The sequence below is a fragment of the Bacillus sp. FSL R5-0416 genome, assembly GCF_037975425.1.
Classification (GTDB): Bacteria; Bacillota; Bacilli; order Bacillales; family Bacillaceae; genus Bacillus; species Bacillus subtilis.
The window spans coordinates 3,231,367-3,246,785 of sequence record NZ_CP150252.1 but is presented as its reverse complement, the minus strand read 5'-3'; the positions used below and the strand labels follow the sequence as shown (position 1 = coordinate 3,246,785).

The following is a 15,419-nucleotide window of genomic DNA, read 5'->3' as shown; positions in this document are numbered from 1 at the left end:
ATCATGATTTGTATGCTCTCCTTTTCCCTTTTCATACCCTCTGCAGCTGCTGCCCAAACTGAAGAAAATACAGATGTCGCGCCAAACCAGTATGAGAAAAAAGACATCGAAATCGATACGAATTATTTGCATGAAGATACCTACTATGAAGAAAAAACAGAACTGCCTGAGGAACAGAAGGATATCACTTTTGATAAACCGAAGGACAAGGACGCCGAGCTGATAAAAGATTTGTTTACATCAACAAATGCCGAGGATTCCAACACGATTGCGGCCCAGTCGAAACAGCTTGGAATTACATTTGCAGAAAAACCAATAACAAAGACATCATCAACGGAAACAGAAGATGAACAAGAAACATCATCATTGCTGCTGCCGATGATCTATGTCGTACTGATCCTGCTCGGAATTGCAGGCATCGTGTTCCTCATCCCAAAAGTCACAGCGCAGGAAAACAAGAAGGCGTAGGCCGCGTGCTTGTGTTGTGTAAAAGAGGTGCCGTACAATAATAACGGAAAAGGAGGTTTCCAATGGAACTTTATATCATCACCGGAGCGTCAAAAGGGCTGGGTCAAGCCATTGCATTACAGGCTTTAGAAAAGGGGCATGAAGTCCATGCCTTATCCAGAACGAAAACGGATGTCTCTCATGAAAAACTAACGCAGCATCAAATAGACCTCATCAATCTCGAAGAAGCTGAACAGCAATTTGAAACATTGCTCTCATCCATCGATCCATATCGTTATTCTGGTATTACCCTGGTCAATAACGCCGGAATGGTAACGCCGATCAAACGTGCCGGCGAAGCTTCTCTTGACGAGCTTCAGCGCCATTATCAGCTGAACCTGACTGCGCCCGTGCTTTTGAGTCAGCTGTTTACAAAACGGTTTGCTTCATACAGCGGCAAAAAGACGGTTGTCAACATTACTTCAGGAGCCGCCAAAAATCCATATAAGGGATGGAGCGCGTATTGCAGTTCAAAAGCCGGGCTCGACATGTTTACGAGGACATTCGGATTTGAACAGGAGGATGAAGAGCTGCCGGTGAACATGATTTCGTTCTCACCTGGAGTGATGGACACTGAGATGCAGGCCGTCATCCGTTCTTCATCGAAAAAGGATTTCCACCACATTGAACGATTCCGGAAATTAAATGAAACAGGAAGCCTTCGCAGTCCGGACTTTATTGCCGGCACGCTGCTTTCTTTACTAGAAAAAGGGACGGAAAACGGCCGCATTTATGATATTAAAGAGTTTTTGTAGAGCAGATATTTTCTGCTCTTTTTTTTATACAAAAGGCTACAGCCAGCGCATTTTATTGAACAGCCGCATATACTGACTGAAACGCTGCTTTTAGGGTATAACAATGATGATAAGAAGATCAAAATGATGTGACATAAGAATTGAGTTTCTCTGCAAATTATGTTAGGATTCTAAAAATATCTAAAGGAGGGGTTTCCATGAGAAAGGTTACATTAATGGATGTTTTCACCCATCCAATTGCACAAAAATATCTTCAGCGTTCCGGCGTGGCACATGCGATTGCCTGCGCTTATCATGCATACAGGCTGTCTGTGAAGGCTGACATTAATCCTGATTTAGCAGCAAAAGCGGCACTGCTTCATGACATCGGCCATTATGAATGGTATACAGACGGAAAGTGGGATTATGAGAAATACAAAAGAAATGACATTCATGCCATTAAAGGGGCGGAACGCGCGCATAAGCTTCTGATTCGGCTTGGCGAGGAACCGAAAGCGGCAAAAGAGATTGCACTAGCCATTTTGCTTCATACAGATTCCTATTTGCCTGAAGGCGAATTAGATAAAAACACGCTGCAGCAGATTGTCAAAAAAGCGGACGAACTGGATGAAGAGCCGGGCGGCCACCATCATTACCGCCAAATTGATCCTTCAACCGCACGAAAAAAAATAGAAAAACTGGACCAATTAATCGATCAAGCCCAGGCATCCGTGATAAAGCCTGTATAAGTACGGAACAGCGCCCAGCTTTCTTCGCTGTCTCCGCTTCATCGATACTTCCTTTACACCCGCTTCCAAACGTATTCTCCTAAAATCTCCGCACCCCTTTGTTTTATCAGGTAAGCCTGTGTCATTATCCATAAGCGCGGCATAAGCTGAGATAAAACACACAAAGGGGATAAAAGTATGGTCAACCAAGGTAGTCCGCAACTGGTCTCTTTAGTCGATCCTTATGTCTATCAGACCATTAAAAAGCTCATCGGCTCAAGGTTCGTTATACAGACAGTACGAGATACGGTCAGAGGCAGACTGATCGATGTAAAACCTGACCATATCACAATTGAAGGAGCCCGAAATTCTGTTTGTTTGATCAGAATCCAGCACATGATTTCCGTCACCCCAGATTACAGCGAGCGGGTCTAACAGTGCTTGCGCATGAAAAATAGGCGTACACCGGGACGTCCTATTTTTCAGTTAAGCGCTGTAAAAACGCACTATGATACATTGTTCCATCAAGGTCAAAGCCGGCAAATTCCTGATAGTCACCATCTGAAAAACAGAAAGTGACACCGTACACCGTATAGCAGGAACGGACTGAAGCATGCTGGCAGACCCGAAAATGATAACCGTCTGAATCTTTTACATATAGCCGGGATTTCCCGGCAAATGGGGCACAGAGGTGTGCTGCCTCACCAAAACATTCGAATCCGGCGATTTTGCCGTCTTGACTGATATCCAGCAGGAGACAATCATTGACTCTGAGCTCCTCAGTCCGTACATTCCTGTTCTTTTTCGGAGGAAGAACATAGATATAAGCCAGTTCTGAATTTGTATCGTATGTCACGGTCTTCATCACCAACACTCCTTTCATTATATTAAGAGTTCTGATATGAGTTCATTTTTGTTACAATGATGGGGTATAAGTTCTTTTATCTGACAGACAAAGAAAAACTAGGAGGAACAAAGCTTGTTGAAATCAAAAGTCCATTTTTGGACATTGCAGATTTTATTTGTTTTGCTGATTATTTTTGTAGCAACAAAAGTTTCATTTGTATTTCAGCCGTTTATTGTTTTTATCTCGACATTGTTTTTCCCGATGCTGATTGCGGGAATTTTGTATTTCATATTTAATCCGGTGGTCCGCCTGCTTGAGAAAAAAATTCCGCGGACATTATCCATTCTATTGATCTATTTACTGTTTATCGGTTTGCTTGCTTTTATTTCAGCGTCAGTCGGACCTATCATCACCTCACAGGTGACAGGGCTGTTTAACAACCTTCCTGATTATATAAAACAGATTCAGGCGCTGACAAAGGATTTGTCCCATTCTCAATGGTTTACCTGGATGATGAACCAGGATTATGTATCGATATCAAAAATTGAACAGTCATTGACAAGTTTTCTCCAAAACCTGCCGCAAAATATCACGTCCAGTTTATCTGCGGTGTTTGGCGTCGTGACAAACATCACGCTTGTTATTATTACTGTTCCATTTATCCTTTTTTACATGCTGAAAGACGGACACCGCTTTCCGCATCTGGCAGTAAAAATTCTTCCGGCTTCTTATCGGACAGAAGGCTTAAAGATTTTTAAAGATTTATCCGATACGCTTGCGGCATATTTCCAGGGTCAGCTGTTAATCTGTCTTTTTGTCGGGACAGCGTGTTTTATCGGCTATTTAATTGCCGGACTGCCGTATGCCCTGATTCTCGGGATTGTCATGGCGATTACCAATATCATTCCCTATGTCGGGCCTTTTCTCGGTGCCGCGCCGGCTGTCATTGTCGGTTTTATGGACTCGCCGGCCAAAGCGCTGTTTGCGATTATTGTGGTCGTCATCGTTCAGCAGCTGGACGGAAACCTGCTGTCTCCTCTTGTGATCGGAAAGCGGCTGAATACCCATCCGCTTACGATTATTTTGCTATTAATCGGAGCGGGAAGCTTCGGCGGAATTCTCGGCATGATTTTAGCGGTGCCGGTTTATGCGGTAGTGAAGGCGTTCTTCCTGAATATTGTCCGCTTGATCAAGCTGCGCCAGCGGTCACGACTCGAGGAAAACGCAAAGCCAGCTGAATAGGCGGGCACCATTAGCGGCTCTTTGCATATGATGCTGTAAATCAATGCGGAGGTGGGGAAATGCCTGCAATTGTGGGGCCGATTTATATCATGTCAGTTACGGGTAATGCCGCGGCAAGCTTTGGAGACGTATTTGCGATTTCGCCCAAAAGCGTCGCTCATTCAGGGGCGGGGTCAGGCGCATTTCAGCTTGGTGATTTTGTGAAGATTAACAACCAAACGAGTAAAACTCTCTTCAAAGATGCCGATATCACTGATGAAACAGTTTCGTTTAACGGGTAACAGCCTTTTCACAAGAGGCTGTTGCTTTTTTATTGTATAATATGGGTAGTCTTTAAATAGAGAGGTCATGTTATGAAAATCAGAAAAGCAAATATCAATACGCAAACCGGAATGATCACGGACGTGTATCTGCATGAAAACAGAAAAGAACTGCGCACGCTTGTAGCGGTACCGCAGCTGGAGTGGAGCACGATCATTTCCTATGAAGAAGATAAAGCAACTCTGCCTGAACGGCTGGAAGCGTCGTTGCGCCGGCATACAGAGGAAACCCCTGCTGGTGAGCTGGCCAAAAAAATCATTCATTGGGTAACAGAAATGTAAGCGGCGCTTGAAAGTTTAGCTCCTGCCTGATCAGGTGATAATGAAGACAAACAAGACGGGAGGACAGGCTTTTGAGTGAAGATAAAATGGATCTCTATTTGCAGCAAGGAATGTATGGGCCTTTGGAGACAAAGCCTGACGAGCGCCATTTGTTTTTAGGCTCTTTAAGAGAAAGAGTCGTTTTGGCACTGACGAAAGGACAGGTGCTTAGAAGCAAACCGTATAAAGAGGCGGAGCACGAGATGAAAAACAGCCATAACGTCACCCTTTTGGTTAATGGAGAGCTTCAGTACCAGTCTTACTCTCCTTATATCCAAATGGCGAACCGGTACGGAGTGCCCTTCAAGATTGTATCTGATCTTCAGTTTCATACCCCTTTAGGCCTCGTTATTGCGGCTGACATCGCTGTGAATCGTGAATTGATATATATTCAGGACGACATTTATAATCGGTCAGTGCTGAAATCTTAAGAGACAAACGGACCGTTTGTCTTTTTGTTCATGGCAATTCACTTACAACTGGAGATAAGATATAATGTTCTCATACTGATGGCGGGGAGGCCGGCTATGAAAAAAGCACTTATTTGTATTGATTATACGAATGATTTTGTGGCGAGTGACGGAAAATTGACCTGCGGGGAGCCCGGCAGAATGATTGAAGAGGCGATCGTCAATTTAACTGAAGAATTCATCACAAACGGTGATTACGTCGTATTAGCAGTAGATTCTCATGATGAAGGGGATCAATATCACCCTGAAACCCGTCTTTTTCCTCCGCATAATATAAAAGGCACGGAAGGAAAAGATCTGTACGGAAAGCTTTTGCCTCTATATCAGAAACATGAACATGAGCCTAATGTTTACTACATGGAAAAAACGAGATATTCTGCTTTTGCGGGGACTGATTTAGAGCTCAAACTCAGAGAGCGGCAGATTGGCGAACTGCACCTTGCCGGTGTCTGCACAGATATTTGTGTGTTGCATACAGCTGTTGACGCATATAACAAAGGTTTTGGGATTGTTGTGCATAAACAAGCTGTTGCCAGCTTTAATCAGGAGGGGCACGCATGGGCTCTTTCCCATTTTGCAAACAGCATCGGAGCGCAAGTGGCAGAGTAAGGAAGGGGAAAAACAGTGTTAGAGTACGGATTTAAAGATGACAGCCTGTCATTACATACAGACCTTTATCAGATCAATATGGCGGAAACGTACTGGAGAGACGGCATTCATGAAAAGAAAGCGATTTTTGAGCTGTTTTTCAGAAGGCTTCCGTTTGAAAATGGCTATGCCGTATTTGCGGGCTTGGAAAAAGCTATTGAATACTTGGAAAATTTCAAGTTTACGGATAGCGATTTGAGTTATTTACAGGATGAACTCGGGTATCATGAAGATTTTATTGAATATTTGCGCGGCTTATCTTTTACAGGTTCACTTTACTCCATGAAAGAAGGAGAGCTCGTTTTTAACAATGAGCCGATTATGAGGGTGGAGGCACCCCTGGTAGAAGCGCAGCTGATTGAAACAGCTTTGCTCAACATTGTGAACTATCAAACATTAATCGCAACAAAGGCTGCCCGGATTAAAGGCGTCATTGGTGATGAAGTTGCGCTTGAATTCGGAACAAGACGGGCACACGAAATGGATGCGGCCATGTGGGGAGCGAGAGCAGCCTTAATCGGCGGCTTTAGCGCGACAAGCAATGTAAGAGCCGGAAAGCGCTTTAATATCCCGGTTTCCGGCACACATGCGCATGCGCTTGTGCAGGCTTACCGCGATGAATATACAGCTTTCAAAAAATACGCGGAAACACATAAGGATTGCGTTTTCTTAGTTGACACGTATGACACGCTTCGTTCAGGCATGCCGAACGCGATTAGGGTTGCCAAGGAATTCGGCGACCGCATTAATTTCATTGGCATCCGTCTGGACAGCGGCGATTTGGCGTACCTGTCAAAAAAAGCCCGGAAAATGCTTGATGAAGCAGGATTTACAGATGCGAAGGTGATTGCTTCAAGCGATTTGGATGAGCACACCATTATGAATTTAAAGGCTCAGGGAGCGCGCATTGATGTCTGGGGTGTCGGTACGAAGCTGATCACTGCCTATGACCAGCCGGCTCTCGGCGCAGTTTATAAACTCGTTGCCATTGAAGAGGACGGGAAAATGGTTGACACGATCAAAATTTCGTCCAATCCTGAAAAAGTGACGACACCGGGCAGAAAGAAAGTCTACCGCATTATTAATCAGTCCAACCATCATTCTGAAGGCGACTATATTGCGCTTTATGATGAGCAGGTGAATGATCAGAAGCGGCTCAGAATGTTCCACCCGGTTCATACATTCATCAGCAAATTTGTCACGAATTTTTATGCGAAGGATCTTCATGAGCTGATTTTTGAGAAGGGTATTCTTTGCTACCAAAACCCTGAGATTTCAGACATACAGCAGTATGTGCAGGATAACCTCAGCCTTCTTTGGGAGGAATATAAGAGAATCAGCAAGCCGGAGGAATACCCGGTTGATTTAAGCGAGGACTGCTGGAGCAATAAAATGCAGCGGATCCACGAAGTGAAAAGCAGAATTGAAGAAGAGCTTGAGGAAGAATAAAGAAAAACTGGCCTTTCATTCGCGAAGGGCCAGTTTTCTTTATGTATATATTATTTTTCATGTTTAGACAATTTTCGTCAAATTATTTGATATACTTAGGGGTGAAAGCCGCGCGTATTGTAAGGGGGATAAATCAATGAGGGTGTTTGTTGCAAGACAGCCTATTTTTAATAGAAAAGAACAGGTTGTTGCTTATGAACTGCTGTATAGAGAAAGCGAAGAGAACGTGTATAGCGCTAAAGACGGCGATCAGGCAACAACAGATTTGGTGATCAACAGCTTTTTAAACATCGGAATTGAGAAGCTGACGGAAGGGAAACGCTGTTTTGTTAATTTTACGGAAAGCCTGATGTTTTCAAATCTTCCCACCTCCTTCAATCCGAAACAGCTTGTCATTGAAATCCTTGAAGATATACCGATCACGCCGGCCCTCATTTCTAGATGCAAAGAATTGAAAAAAATGGGGTATATGCTGGCGCTTGATGATTTTTATGCAATAAACCCGCAAGATGAGGACTTACTGGAAAAACTCATGAGCTATATTGATATATTGAAAATTGATTTTCTCAAAACAACACGAATGGAACGCAGAACAATTTTGCAAACCTACGGCTGCCGCGGCCTGATTTTTTTAGCGGAAAAAGTAGAGACCCGAAAAGAATATAAACAGGCGGTCCAAGACGGCTTTCAATTATTCCAAGGCTACTTTTTCAGCGAGCCGCGCATCATCAGCGGGCATGACCTATCGACTCATTTCTATTCTTACTATGAACTGCTTAACGAACTGAGCAAAGAGCAGCCTAACATAAAGCGTGTGACAGAGTACATAGAGCGGGATTTATCACTGTCCTATCAAATTTTAAAATTTTTAAACTCATCCCATAGCCGTTTGAGCCAGAAAATTGAAAGCATTCAACAGGCCATTATGTTGCTGGGATTTAATGAAATCAAACGGTGGATATATATCCTTTCCTTTAAGGATTTAAGCAGGAAAGGCCATTCCAGCAAGCACGAAATCATTAAGATTTCTTTGATAAGAGCAAAGCTTTGCGAACTGCTGGCGAGAAAGACATCCCGGCCGCAGCCTGCTTCTTATATGCTGATCGGAATGTTTTCTCTCATAGACACCCTCCTGCATAGAGAAATAGAGGAAATTGTTCAAGAATTGCCTTTAAAAGATGAAGTCGGGCAAGCATTATTAGGCCATCAAAACGACTACTACCAAATGCTTGAGCTTGTGAAATTAATTGAAAGCAACAACTGGGACACTTGCTCGGAATTAGGCAATCAACTCGACAAAGAAGAAGCGTATGAATGTTATCTTGAGGCTCTGGAATGGTGTCATAATCTTATGGACGCAAAATGATTGCGGTCCTCTGACCACCGCAAAGCAAGAATCATTCGGCTTTGCGTTCCGATAAGGCTGATATAGATGCCGTCGGGATTAAAGACCGTATCCACTTCATGCCGGACGCCCATTTGTTTGATCAGGCGCTTGATGGTTTGTTTATCGGACTGCTCGGCTGCGGTCAGAATGCGGCGCGAGAGCTCCCGCGAGCCCGCAATGCGGCCGAGAACGAGCTGGGCATCCGCAAATATCCCTGCGGCCTGCTTCGCTGAACGGATAAAGGTATCAATATTGTTGGCAGGAGCGGGCGGACGGCGTACCTCATACGGATACACGTAAAACCAGGGATAACGATATCTCATGGGAGCACCTCACAAAAAAAAGGATGTTTCTATATGTATAGATCCCTAATTGCCGAATATGACAAAGCGAAAAGGCCACAACTTTAGCGTTGCGGTCTTTTTCGGTGTTTGTCGGTCAGGAAACGCCAATAATCGCATATTCAATTTTGAAAATACGGTATGAAGGACTATAGTCTTGCTTAGTAAAAATGCGAAACACGTTAAAATCAAGGGAGTTAAGAATCTTTCTCAATTTGAGCAGAAAAATACGCTTCTGCACATAGAAAAATAGTCCCGTTCTTGTTGTGATCTCTTTGAGTATAAGGGCCTATTGATATTTGCGGTGTCACGCAGGATCTTTTTGCATACTTTTCGGTGAAAAATGAGCCGAAAGCAGATACACTATTAGTAACAGATCAAATACCTAGGACTCGTTCACCATACACAATTCATTGATCTTTCAAAAAAAGGAGTGTGGAAACGATGGAAAAGAAACTTGAAGAAGTAAAACAATTGTTATTCCGACTCGAACTTGATATTAAAGAAACGACAGATTCATTACGAAACATTAACAAAAGCATTGATCAACTCGATAAATACAATTATGCAATGAAAATTTCGTGAAAAAGACTTGGAAACAAGTCTTTTTTTTCGTTCTACCGATACAATAAATGGATAAAGTATTATATGATTGTTAAAAAACGAAAAACCTGCTGTCCTTTAAATGTCCCATTTAGTAAAATGGAATGGGAGGGTGAAGAATAATTAGTAAGGAAATGTGTTTAGATGAAATGTCCATTAAAAAAAAGATGAAGGAGATTGTACACGGAAAAATTCAGAATTTGGATTTGAAAGAGTATTTAATCAACTTTATCGATGAGAAAAATCACTTTTCTTTTGGTATCCTTTCTTTTAAGCATTACGTAGCATTAAGCGGTAATAGTTCTTCGCATATTTTAACATTGGCAGGAGGAATAGAACTTTTAATCTTAGCCTTCGATATATTTGATGATTTAGAGGATGAGGACAACATTGAAATAAAATGGATGAAAATTGATCCTTCTCTCGCTCTAAATGCTGCAACTACCCTTTATACTTTAGGGTTAGAAACTATTTGTTCTATTAGCAATAGCGCTGAATTTCATCGGCTAACTTTCAAATATGCATTAAATGCTATGCAGGGACAACATGAGGATTTAAGGAACTCTCCTGAGACGGAAGAAGAATGTATTCAAATGATGAAACAAAAAGCAGGTTCTCTTACAGCTATGTCTGCCGTTTTAGCTGCTATGCTTGCGAATGGAGAGTTTAATCAAACTATTGAGGATTATGCTTATAAGATAGGGATAATAAAACAATTGGAAAATGACTATTATGGTTTAGTTAATGATCAACGTAGCGATATAAGAAAAAAAAGAAAGACTTTGATTTATTTATTTTTAAACCGCAAATTTAATGAGGCTTCTGAAAAGATATTAAAATTAATAAATTCTCATACTAGTTATCATAGTTTTATATCTGATAGCTCTAAATTTGATGAATTATTATTTGAAGCGGGGCTTAATCAATATGTATCTATGTTGATTAAGCTTTATGAGGAAGAAATCACAGCAAGCATGAATCAATTAAATATAAATATAAAGTTATAAAGAGGGGTATACTTATGAAACAAGACATGATTGATTACTTAATGAAGAATCCTCAAGTTTTAACTAAATTAGAAAATGGAGAGGCGAGCTTAATAGGAATTCCAGATAAACTAATCCCTTCAATTGTAGATATTTTCAACAAAAAAATGACTCTCTCAAAGAAATGCAAGGGAATTTTCTGGGAGCAATAATTCAGAGAGAAGTGGTCTATTGAAAAACCTTAAAAGAAATTTTTCTATAGTGCTAGTATTATTTAGTCTCTTATATTTTGCTTATATTGTTTATTTCACTCAGAATGGTATCTTAGTTGGTACTTATGTTTCTGAAACAGCCAATCATGAGTTAAAAGTTGAAAAAATGACTAAAGCCACATATGGAAAATATATGGGCTTAAAAGAAGGCGACTTAATACTCGAGGTAAGTGGGAAGAAACCTACAAGCGAGAATGTTAAAAGAAATTATTTAGCAAAAGCTGAACATTTAAAAGTTAAAAGGGATAATCATGAAATTCAATTACATAATACGGAGTATATCTCTTTAAATAATTCTTATAGCTTTTTCATTTATATTATCCCTTGTATATTTTTTGCTTTGAGTCTGTTATGTGCATTTTATATTTATAGGGTCAATCGAGTAAAAAATACGTACTCGGCTTATATTTTGATTAATTTTTTGCTGTTTATATCTATAGCATATTTAAGTGCTGGAGGCGTAACTAGAGGATATGAAATAAATAGATATATTAATCTTTTTACCTTTTTAAATGTACCTGTCTTGTATTTGCATTTTCTATATCAATATTTCAAAGAATTAAGCATCAAATTTTCATCACGTTATATCGTGAATATTTTATACACGTTGCCAATTATCAATGTAATAATAGAGTTCATCCAGAAATACCTTCCTTCGGGGATTATTACGAATATTAGTAATATCAATTTAGTAACATTCTTAATAGAGATTACAGTTGTTTATTTTTGCATTATCTATTATGGGATAATTTATAGAAAAAAGGATCATTATTATTTGTTGAAGGTATTATTGATTTCAAATACGGTAGCTTTCTTTCCTTTTACGGTCTTATATATCATGCCGGAAGTTTTATTTGGGCAATATATTTACTCAGCAATAGTGACTGCGCCATTCTTAATAATTATCCCATTAGCATTGGTTTATCAATTCGTTGTAAATAAAATTTATGATATAGACTTTATACTAGGCAGAATTAGATATTATAGTTTATTATCCATCATACCAACAATAGGCATAGTATGGTTGTCAATAATATTTGATAGCAAAAGAGCGGATTTTAATATCATCTTAATTACGTTATGTACTTTCATAATTTTCCTGTCGGTCTTTTATATTAAAGAATTACTGGACTATAAATTTCGGTTAAAACGATTTTCGGAAAAATATAATTATCAAGACAGTATATTTAAATATACGCAATTAATTAAAGGTGTATCAGCTTTAGATCAAGTATTTAAGAACTTAAAAACAACAATACTAGAAGTTCTACCCGTAAGTAAAGCCTACATCTTTGAAGTTGGTGCTGATAGAGAAATCATATACTTTGATAAACAGAGTGTTGAACCCAACTGGAGGCTGTATAAAACAGAATTTGAAAAGGTCACTAAAGAAATAGGGAAGATTATTGAGATTAACCAAGGCTTTTTGATCAAAGTAGGGGAAAAAGGTACGAGTTCTTATGTATTGCTTTGTTTATCTAGCATCAATACACCAAGGTTGACAAGAGATGAAATTTCATGGCTGAAAACATTATCGTTTTATACTAGTGTATCCATGGAAAATGTTGTACAAATTGAAGAACTCATGGATCATTTACAAGCTTTAAAAAGGGAAGGTGCCAACCCCGTATGGCTCAAAAAACTCATGTACACGATCGAGGAAAAACAACGCTCGGATCTCGCCCGCGATCTCCACGATTCGGTTCTTCAGGATTTGATTTCCTTAAAACGCCAGTGTGAGCTGTTTTTGGGTGATTTCAAGAAGGATGATAATCCGTGCCGTGAAGAGGTGCAGGACAAGCTTGTACAGATGAATGAGCAGATGTCTGATGTGATTTCGATGACGAGGGAGACGTGTCATGAGCTGCGGCCGCAGCTTCTGTATGATCTTGGATTGGTGAAGGCGTTGTCGAAGCTGGTGGCGCAGCAGCAGGAGCGGGTTCCGTTTCATATCCGTTTAAATACCGGCAGATTTACGGCTTCCCTTGATCTGGATTCGCAGCTGAATTTATACCGGATCATTCAAGAGTTTCTGTCTAATGCGGTTAAGCACTCTCAGGCGACGGATGTGCTGATTATGCTCATTAGTATTCAAAACAAAATCGTTCTTCATTATGAGGACGATGGCGTTGGGTTTGATCAGGAAAAGAATACTGAGCATTCCATGAGCATGGGGCTTTCTGGCATTAAGGAGAGAGTCAGGGCTTTAGATGGGCGCCTTCGGATTGAAACAAGTGAAGGAAAGGGCTTTAAGGCTGATATTGAAATCGAATTGTAATGGATTTATAACGGAAACGACTTGGCACAGGCCAAGTCTTTTTTATAAAATGGAAAAGAGTGAGTAAAAGGGAGGAAAACATGAAAAAGATACTAGTGATTGATGACCATCCGGCTGTCATGGAAGGCACCAAGACAATTTTGGAAACGGATTCGAATTTGTCTGTTGATTGTCTCAGTCCTGAACCGAGCGAACAGTTTATCAAGCAGCATGATTTCTCGTCATATGATCTCATTTTAATGGATCTGAATTTAGGCGGCGAGGTCAATGGGATGGAGCTTTCTAAACAGATTTTACAAGAGAATCCTCATTGTAAAATTATCGTGTATACCGGTTATGAGGTCGAGGATTATTTCGAGGAAGCGATTCGTGCGGGTCTGCACGGTGCCATCAGCAAAACGGAATCTAAAGAAAAGATCACCCAATACATATACCACGTACTCAACGGAGAAATTTTAGTCGATTTTGCTTACTTTAAACAGCTGATGACTCAGCAAAAAACAAAGCCGGCTCCTTCCTCTCAAAAAGAACAAGATGTGCTCACACCTAGAGAATGCCTGATTCTTCAAGAAGTTGAAAAGGGATTTACAAACCAAGAAATCGCAGATGCCCTTCATTTAAGCAAGCGGTCCATTGAATACAGCTTGACATCGATTTTCAATAAGCTGAATGTCGGTTCACGGACGGAAGCGGTTTTGATTGCGAAATCAGACGGTGTACTTTAAATGTTGGGGGTGTAGATGATGGATACGAAACACACATTGCTTGAAGCGCTTGGTATAGAGATTGTTGAAAACACAGCGGAACGATGCGTTGCGGTCATGCCGGTGGATCATCGGACGGTTCAGCCGTTCGGATATTTGCATGGGGGCGCTTCAGTGGCCCTGGCGGAAACAGCGGCGAGCGCAGGTGCACAGAACTTGATTGATCATTCAACACAGGCTTGTGTCGGTTTGGAGATTAACGCCAACCATTTAAAATCTGTAAAGGAAGGAACGGTAAAGGCGATAGCCGAGCCCGTTCACATAGGCAGAACGACGATTGTCTATCACATTCACATATATGACGAGCAAGAGAGGCTGATCTGTATATCCAGATGCACGCTGGCTGTCATCAAGAAATAAAAAAACAGCCGGAACTCTGCCTGTCCGGCTGCTTATTTTTATAAATAAGAATCCTCTTTTCGTTTAATCACAAAGTTTCTGATTCCGTTATAGTCATCCTGTACGCTTCTCTCATCAAGCTTGACGCCGGAGTTATACGCAGCACGGCAGATCAAGTGCCCGCCGATCGGCGACGTAATAAAGATAAAGAGAATCCCAAGCAGGATTTTAGCGGAGAGCTCCCCCGTCACAAACCACAAATAGAAGAAGACACCGAGCAGAATCATATTGACACCTAATGTTGAGCCTTTAGAAGCAGCATGAGCGCGTGTAAACACATCGGGAAGGCGAAGTACGCCAAATGAAGCAATGAGGCATACAAGAGCTCCCAGCAATATGAATACAGCCACAACAACTTTAGCGGTTTCGATCATTTTCGATAATCTCTCCTTTCTCCAGGAACTTGGAAAATGCTATCGTTCCGATAAACGATAAAATCCCCAGCAGCAAAATAATATCCAAAAACGCACTTGTTTTCAGCAAAATGGAGACAAGCGCCGTGATTGCGATCAGATTGATGCCGATTGCATCCAGAGCCACGACCCGGTCAGGCACAGTCGGCCCTTTAATGACACGAATGACATACAAAAAGGTAGACACTGCCATAATGCCGAGCGCGATTTGCAGGATCAGCGTAAACATCACCGGCTCACCTCCTGTATGGCTTTTTCAAATGACTCCCGAATGTCAAAAATCGCTTTTTCCGCATCCTCGATATCCATTGCATGAATATAAAGTATTGTTCTGTCATCTGAAATATCCATCACCAAGGTTCCCGGCGTTAATGTAATGAGCAGAGAAAGCAGGGTGATTTCCCAGTCCTTCGTCAGTTCAGTTTTAAAAGCAAAAATACCCGGTCTGATATTCAGTTTTGGAGATAAGACTGATTTCATCACACTGACATTGGCAAGGTACAGTTCCTTTATAAAAATGAAACAGAGCTTGATGATAGAAATCAATTTCCATAGATAAAACTGGCGAGTGAAAAAGCGCCGGAAGAAAAAGAGAGAGAGCATGCCCAGAATATAGCCTGTAATGAATCCTGCGGCGCTTGGACTGTTGCTTAAGAACATCCAGCAAAAAGCGAGAAACACATTTAATAAAATTTGAAATGCCATGCGAT

23 protein-coding genes are annotated in these 15,419 nt (G+C 41.1%); 17 read left to right on the top strand and 6 right to left on the bottom strand.

Annotated features, from left to right (window positions below):
• Nucleotides 1-12: 12 nt before the first annotated feature.
• The 4 genes from essA to NYE20_RS17370 all read left to right on the top strand — a co-directional run bounded on the left by essA (nt 13) and on the right by NYE20_RS17370 (nt 2,404).
• Nucleotides 13-468, top strand: coding sequence for a type VII secretion protein EssA (gene essA / locus NYE20_RS17385; protein ID WP_015251327.1), 456 nt, complete (start codon nt 13-15; stop codon nt 466-468).
• 62 nt (nt 469-530) lie between these two features.
• Nucleotides 531-1,262: a (S)-benzoin forming benzil reductase gene (locus NYE20_RS17380; RefSeq protein ID WP_003228771.1), complete on the top strand. Its 732-nt coding sequence runs from the start codon at nt 531-533 to the stop codon at nt 1,260-1,262.
• A gap of 197 nt (nt 1,263-1,459) precedes the next feature.
• On the top strand, nt 1,460-1,990 hold the full coding sequence (locus NYE20_RS17375) for an HD domain-containing protein (RefSeq protein ID WP_003244444.1): 531 nt from the start codon (nt 1,460-1,462) through the stop codon (nt 1,988-1,990).
• A gap of 177 nt (nt 1,991-2,167) precedes the next feature.
• The gene (locus NYE20_RS17370) at nt 2,168-2,404 is read left to right on the top strand and encodes a YuzF family protein (protein WP_003220677.1); all 237 of its coding nucleotides are present in this window, start codon (nt 2,168-2,170) and stop codon (nt 2,402-2,404) included.
• Nucleotides 2,405-2,444: 40 nt separating this feature from the next.
• Here the strand turns inward: NYE20_RS17370 and NYE20_RS17365 are convergent, their stop codons facing one another.
• The gene (locus tag NYE20_RS17365) at nt 2,445-2,834 is read right to left on the bottom strand and encodes a DUF2283 domain-containing protein (protein ID WP_161621285.1); all 390 of its coding nucleotides are present in this window, start codon (nt 2,832-2,834) and stop codon (nt 2,445-2,447) included.
• Nucleotides 2,835-2,948: 114 nt separating this feature from the next.
• Here NYE20_RS17365 and NYE20_RS17360 point away from each other — a divergent pair, with 114 nt between their 5' ends.
• From NYE20_RS17360 to pdeH, 7 genes are all read left to right on the top strand, one after another.
• Complete coding sequence (locus tag NYE20_RS17360) at nt 2,949-4,058, top strand: AI-2E family transporter (RefSeq protein ID WP_014480712.1); 1,110 nt, start codon at nt 2,949-2,951, stop codon at nt 4,056-4,058.
• A gap of 59 nt (nt 4,059-4,117) precedes the next feature.
• Nucleotides 4,118-4,339 carry a spore germination protein gene (locus tag NYE20_RS17355; protein ID WP_015384524.1) on the top strand — a complete coding sequence of 74 codons (222 nt, stop codon included), beginning with the start codon at nt 4,118-4,120 and terminating at the stop codon, nt 4,337-4,339.
• A 72-nt stretch (nt 4,340-4,411) separates the two neighbouring features.
• Nucleotides 4,412-4,660, top strand: coding sequence for a YueH family protein (locus NYE20_RS17350; RefSeq protein WP_003228783.1), 249 nt, complete (start codon nt 4,412-4,414; stop codon nt 4,658-4,660).
• Nucleotides 4,661-4,731: 71 nt separating this feature from the next.
• On the top strand, nt 4,732-5,130 hold the full coding sequence (locus NYE20_RS17345; RefSeq protein ID WP_015714628.1) for a YueI family protein: 399 nt from the start codon (nt 4,732-4,734) through the stop codon (nt 5,128-5,130).
• Between the two features lie 96 nt (nt 5,131-5,226).
• Nucleotides 5,227-5,778, top strand: coding sequence for an isochorismatase family cysteine hydrolase (locus tag NYE20_RS17340; protein ID WP_015714627.1), 552 nt, complete (start codon nt 5,227-5,229; stop codon nt 5,776-5,778).
• 15 nt (nt 5,779-5,793) lie between these two features.
• Nucleotides 5,794-7,266 (top strand): nicotinate phosphoribosyltransferase, encoded by a 1,473-nt coding sequence (locus tag NYE20_RS17335; RefSeq protein WP_003228788.1) that lies wholly within the window; start codon nt 5,794-5,796, stop codon nt 7,264-7,266.
• Between the two features lie 136 nt (nt 7,267-7,402).
• Nucleotides 7,403-8,632 carry a cyclic di-GMP phosphodiesterase gene (gene pdeH / locus NYE20_RS17330; RefSeq protein WP_003243525.1) on the top strand — a complete coding sequence of 410 codons (1,230 nt, stop codon included), beginning with the start codon at nt 7,403-7,405 and terminating at the stop codon, nt 8,630-8,632.
• On the opposite strand, the gene NYE20_RS17325 is transcribed toward pdeH, so the two are convergent.
• Both NYE20_RS17325 and NYE20_RS17320 read right to left on the bottom strand, forming a co-directional pair.
• Nucleotides 8,608-8,976 carry a hypothetical protein gene (locus tag NYE20_RS17325; protein WP_017695529.1) on the bottom strand — a complete coding sequence of 123 codons (369 nt, stop codon included), beginning with the start codon at nt 8,974-8,976 and terminating at the stop codon, nt 8,608-8,610. The genes pdeH and NYE20_RS17325 overlap by 25 nt on opposite strands.
• Before the next feature lie 115 nt (nt 8,977-9,091).
• Nucleotides 9,092-9,217, bottom strand: coding sequence for a hypothetical protein (locus NYE20_RS17320; protein WP_161621781.1), 126 nt, complete (start codon nt 9,215-9,217; stop codon nt 9,092-9,094).
• A 221-nt stretch (nt 9,218-9,438) separates the two neighbouring features.
• On the opposite strand from NYE20_RS17320, the gene degQ reads away from it, so the two are divergent.
• The 6 genes from degQ to NYE20_RS17290 all read left to right on the top strand — a co-directional run bounded on the left by degQ (nt 9,439) and on the right by NYE20_RS17290 (nt 14,257).
• Entirely contained in the window at nt 9,439-9,579 is a 141-nt protein-coding gene (gene degQ / locus NYE20_RS17315; RefSeq protein ID WP_003220708.1) for a degradation enzyme regulation protein DegQ, read from the top strand.
• A 167-nt stretch (nt 9,580-9,746) separates the two neighbouring features.
• Nucleotides 9,747-10,604, top strand: a complete 858-nt coding sequence (locus NYE20_RS17310; RefSeq protein WP_309248341.1) for a polyprenyl synthetase family protein — start codon at nt 9,747-9,749, stop codon at nt 10,602-10,604.
• A 14-nt stretch (nt 10,605-10,618) separates the two neighbouring features.
• A complete protein-coding gene (gene comX / locus NYE20_RS17305) occupies nt 10,619-10,795 on the top strand; it encodes a competence pheromone ComX (RefSeq protein WP_041906074.1) in 177 nt (58 codons plus the stop codon).
• A 19-nt stretch (nt 10,796-10,814) separates the two neighbouring features.
• Nucleotides 10,815-13,133, top strand: coding sequence for a sensor histidine kinase (locus NYE20_RS17300; protein ID WP_161621287.1), 2,319 nt, complete (start codon nt 10,815-10,817; stop codon nt 13,131-13,133).
• Between the two features lie 80 nt (nt 13,134-13,213).
• Complete coding sequence (comA, locus tag NYE20_RS17295; protein WP_003220716.1) at nt 13,214-13,858, top strand: two-component system response regulator ComA; 645 nt, start codon at nt 13,214-13,216, stop codon at nt 13,856-13,858.
• Between the two features lie 18 nt (nt 13,859-13,876).
• Complete coding sequence (locus NYE20_RS17290; RefSeq protein WP_017695528.1) at nt 13,877-14,257, top strand: hotdog fold thioesterase; 381 nt, start codon at nt 13,877-13,879, stop codon at nt 14,255-14,257.
• 38 nt (nt 14,258-14,295) lie between these two features.
• Here NYE20_RS17290 and mnhG read toward each other — a convergent pair whose 3' ends face one another.
• From mnhG to NYE20_RS17275, 3 genes are read right to left on the bottom strand one after another with little or no spacing between them, the layout of a single operon-like run.
• Nucleotides 14,296-14,670 (bottom strand): monovalent cation/H(+) antiporter subunit G, encoded by a 375-nt coding sequence (gene mnhG, locus NYE20_RS17285; protein WP_014477830.1) that lies wholly within the window; start codon nt 14,668-14,670, stop codon nt 14,296-14,298.
• Nucleotides 14,654-14,938: a Na(+)/H(+) antiporter subunit F1 gene (locus NYE20_RS17280; RefSeq protein ID WP_003228814.1), complete on the bottom strand. Its 285-nt coding sequence runs from the start codon at nt 14,936-14,938 to the stop codon at nt 14,654-14,656. The genes mnhG and NYE20_RS17280 overlap by 17 nt, the downstream gene beginning before the upstream one ends.
• Nucleotides 14,938-15,414 (bottom strand): Na+/H+ antiporter subunit E, encoded by a 477-nt coding sequence (locus tag NYE20_RS17275; protein WP_003228815.1) that lies wholly within the window; start codon nt 15,412-15,414, stop codon nt 14,938-14,940. Before NYE20_RS17275 ends, NYE20_RS17280 begins: the two co-directional genes overlap by 1 nt.
• Nucleotides 15,415-15,419: the final 5 nt, after the last annotated feature.

What these genes read in the sequence shown, in the direction of transcription:
- essA (WP_015251327.1), top strand. Translation starts at nt 13, where the DNA reads ATGCTCTCCTTTTCCCTTTTCATACCCTCTGCAGCTGCTGCCCAAACT.
- NYE20_RS17380 (WP_003228771.1), top strand. Translation starts at nt 531, where the DNA reads ATGGAACTTTATATCATCACCGGAGCGTCAAAAGGGCTGGGTCAAGCC.
- NYE20_RS17375 (WP_003244444.1), top strand. Translation starts at nt 1,460, where the DNA reads ATGAGAAAGGTTACATTAATGGATGTTTTCACCCATCCAATTGCACAA.
- NYE20_RS17370 (WP_003220677.1), top strand. Translation starts at nt 2,168, where the DNA reads ATGGTCAACCAAGGTAGTCCGCAACTGGTCTCTTTAGTCGATCCTTAT.
- NYE20_RS17365 (WP_161621285.1), bottom strand. Translation starts at nt 2,834, where the DNA reads ATGAAGACCGTGACATACGATACAAATTCAGAACTGGCTTATATCTAT.
- NYE20_RS17355 (WP_015384524.1), top strand. Translation starts at nt 4,118, where the DNA reads ATGCCTGCAATTGTGGGGCCGATTTATATCATGTCAGTTACGGGTAAT.
- NYE20_RS17350 (WP_003228783.1), top strand. Translation starts at nt 4,412, where the DNA reads ATGAAAATCAGAAAAGCAAATATCAATACGCAAACCGGAATGATCACG.
- NYE20_RS17340 (WP_015714627.1), top strand. Translation starts at nt 5,227, where the DNA reads ATGAAAAAAGCACTTATTTGTATTGATTATACGAATGATTTTGTGGCG.
- pdeH (WP_003243525.1), top strand. Translation starts at nt 7,403, where the DNA reads ATGAGGGTGTTTGTTGCAAGACAGCCTATTTTTAATAGAAAAGAACAG.
- NYE20_RS17325 (WP_017695529.1), bottom strand. Translation starts at nt 8,976, where the DNA reads ATGAGATATCGTTATCCCTGGTTTTACGTGTATCCGTATGAGGTACGC.
- degQ (WP_003220708.1), top strand. Translation starts at nt 9,439, where the DNA reads ATGGAAAAGAAACTTGAAGAAGTAAAACAATTGTTATTCCGACTCGAA.
- NYE20_RS17310 (WP_309248341.1), top strand. Translation starts at nt 9,747, where the DNA reads ATGTCCATTAAAAAAAAGATGAAGGAGATTGTACACGGAAAAATTCAG.
- comX (WP_041906074.1), top strand. Translation starts at nt 10,619, where the DNA reads ATGAAACAAGACATGATTGATTACTTAATGAAGAATCCTCAAGTTTTA.
- comA (WP_003220716.1), top strand. Translation starts at nt 13,214, where the DNA reads ATGAAAAAGATACTAGTGATTGATGACCATCCGGCTGTCATGGAAGGC.
- NYE20_RS17290 (WP_017695528.1), top strand. Translation starts at nt 13,877, where the DNA reads ATGGATACGAAACACACATTGCTTGAAGCGCTTGGTATAGAGATTGTT.
- mnhG (WP_014477830.1), bottom strand. Translation starts at nt 14,670, where the DNA reads ATGATCGAAACCGCTAAAGTTGTTGTGGCTGTATTCATATTGCTGGGA.
- NYE20_RS17280 (WP_003228814.1), bottom strand. Translation starts at nt 14,938, where the DNA reads ATGTTTACGCTGATCCTGCAAATCGCGCTCGGCATTATGGCAGTGTCT.
- NYE20_RS17275 (WP_003228815.1), bottom strand. Translation starts at nt 15,414, where the DNA reads ATGGCATTTCAAATTTTATTAAATGTGTTTCTCGCTTTTTGCTGGATG.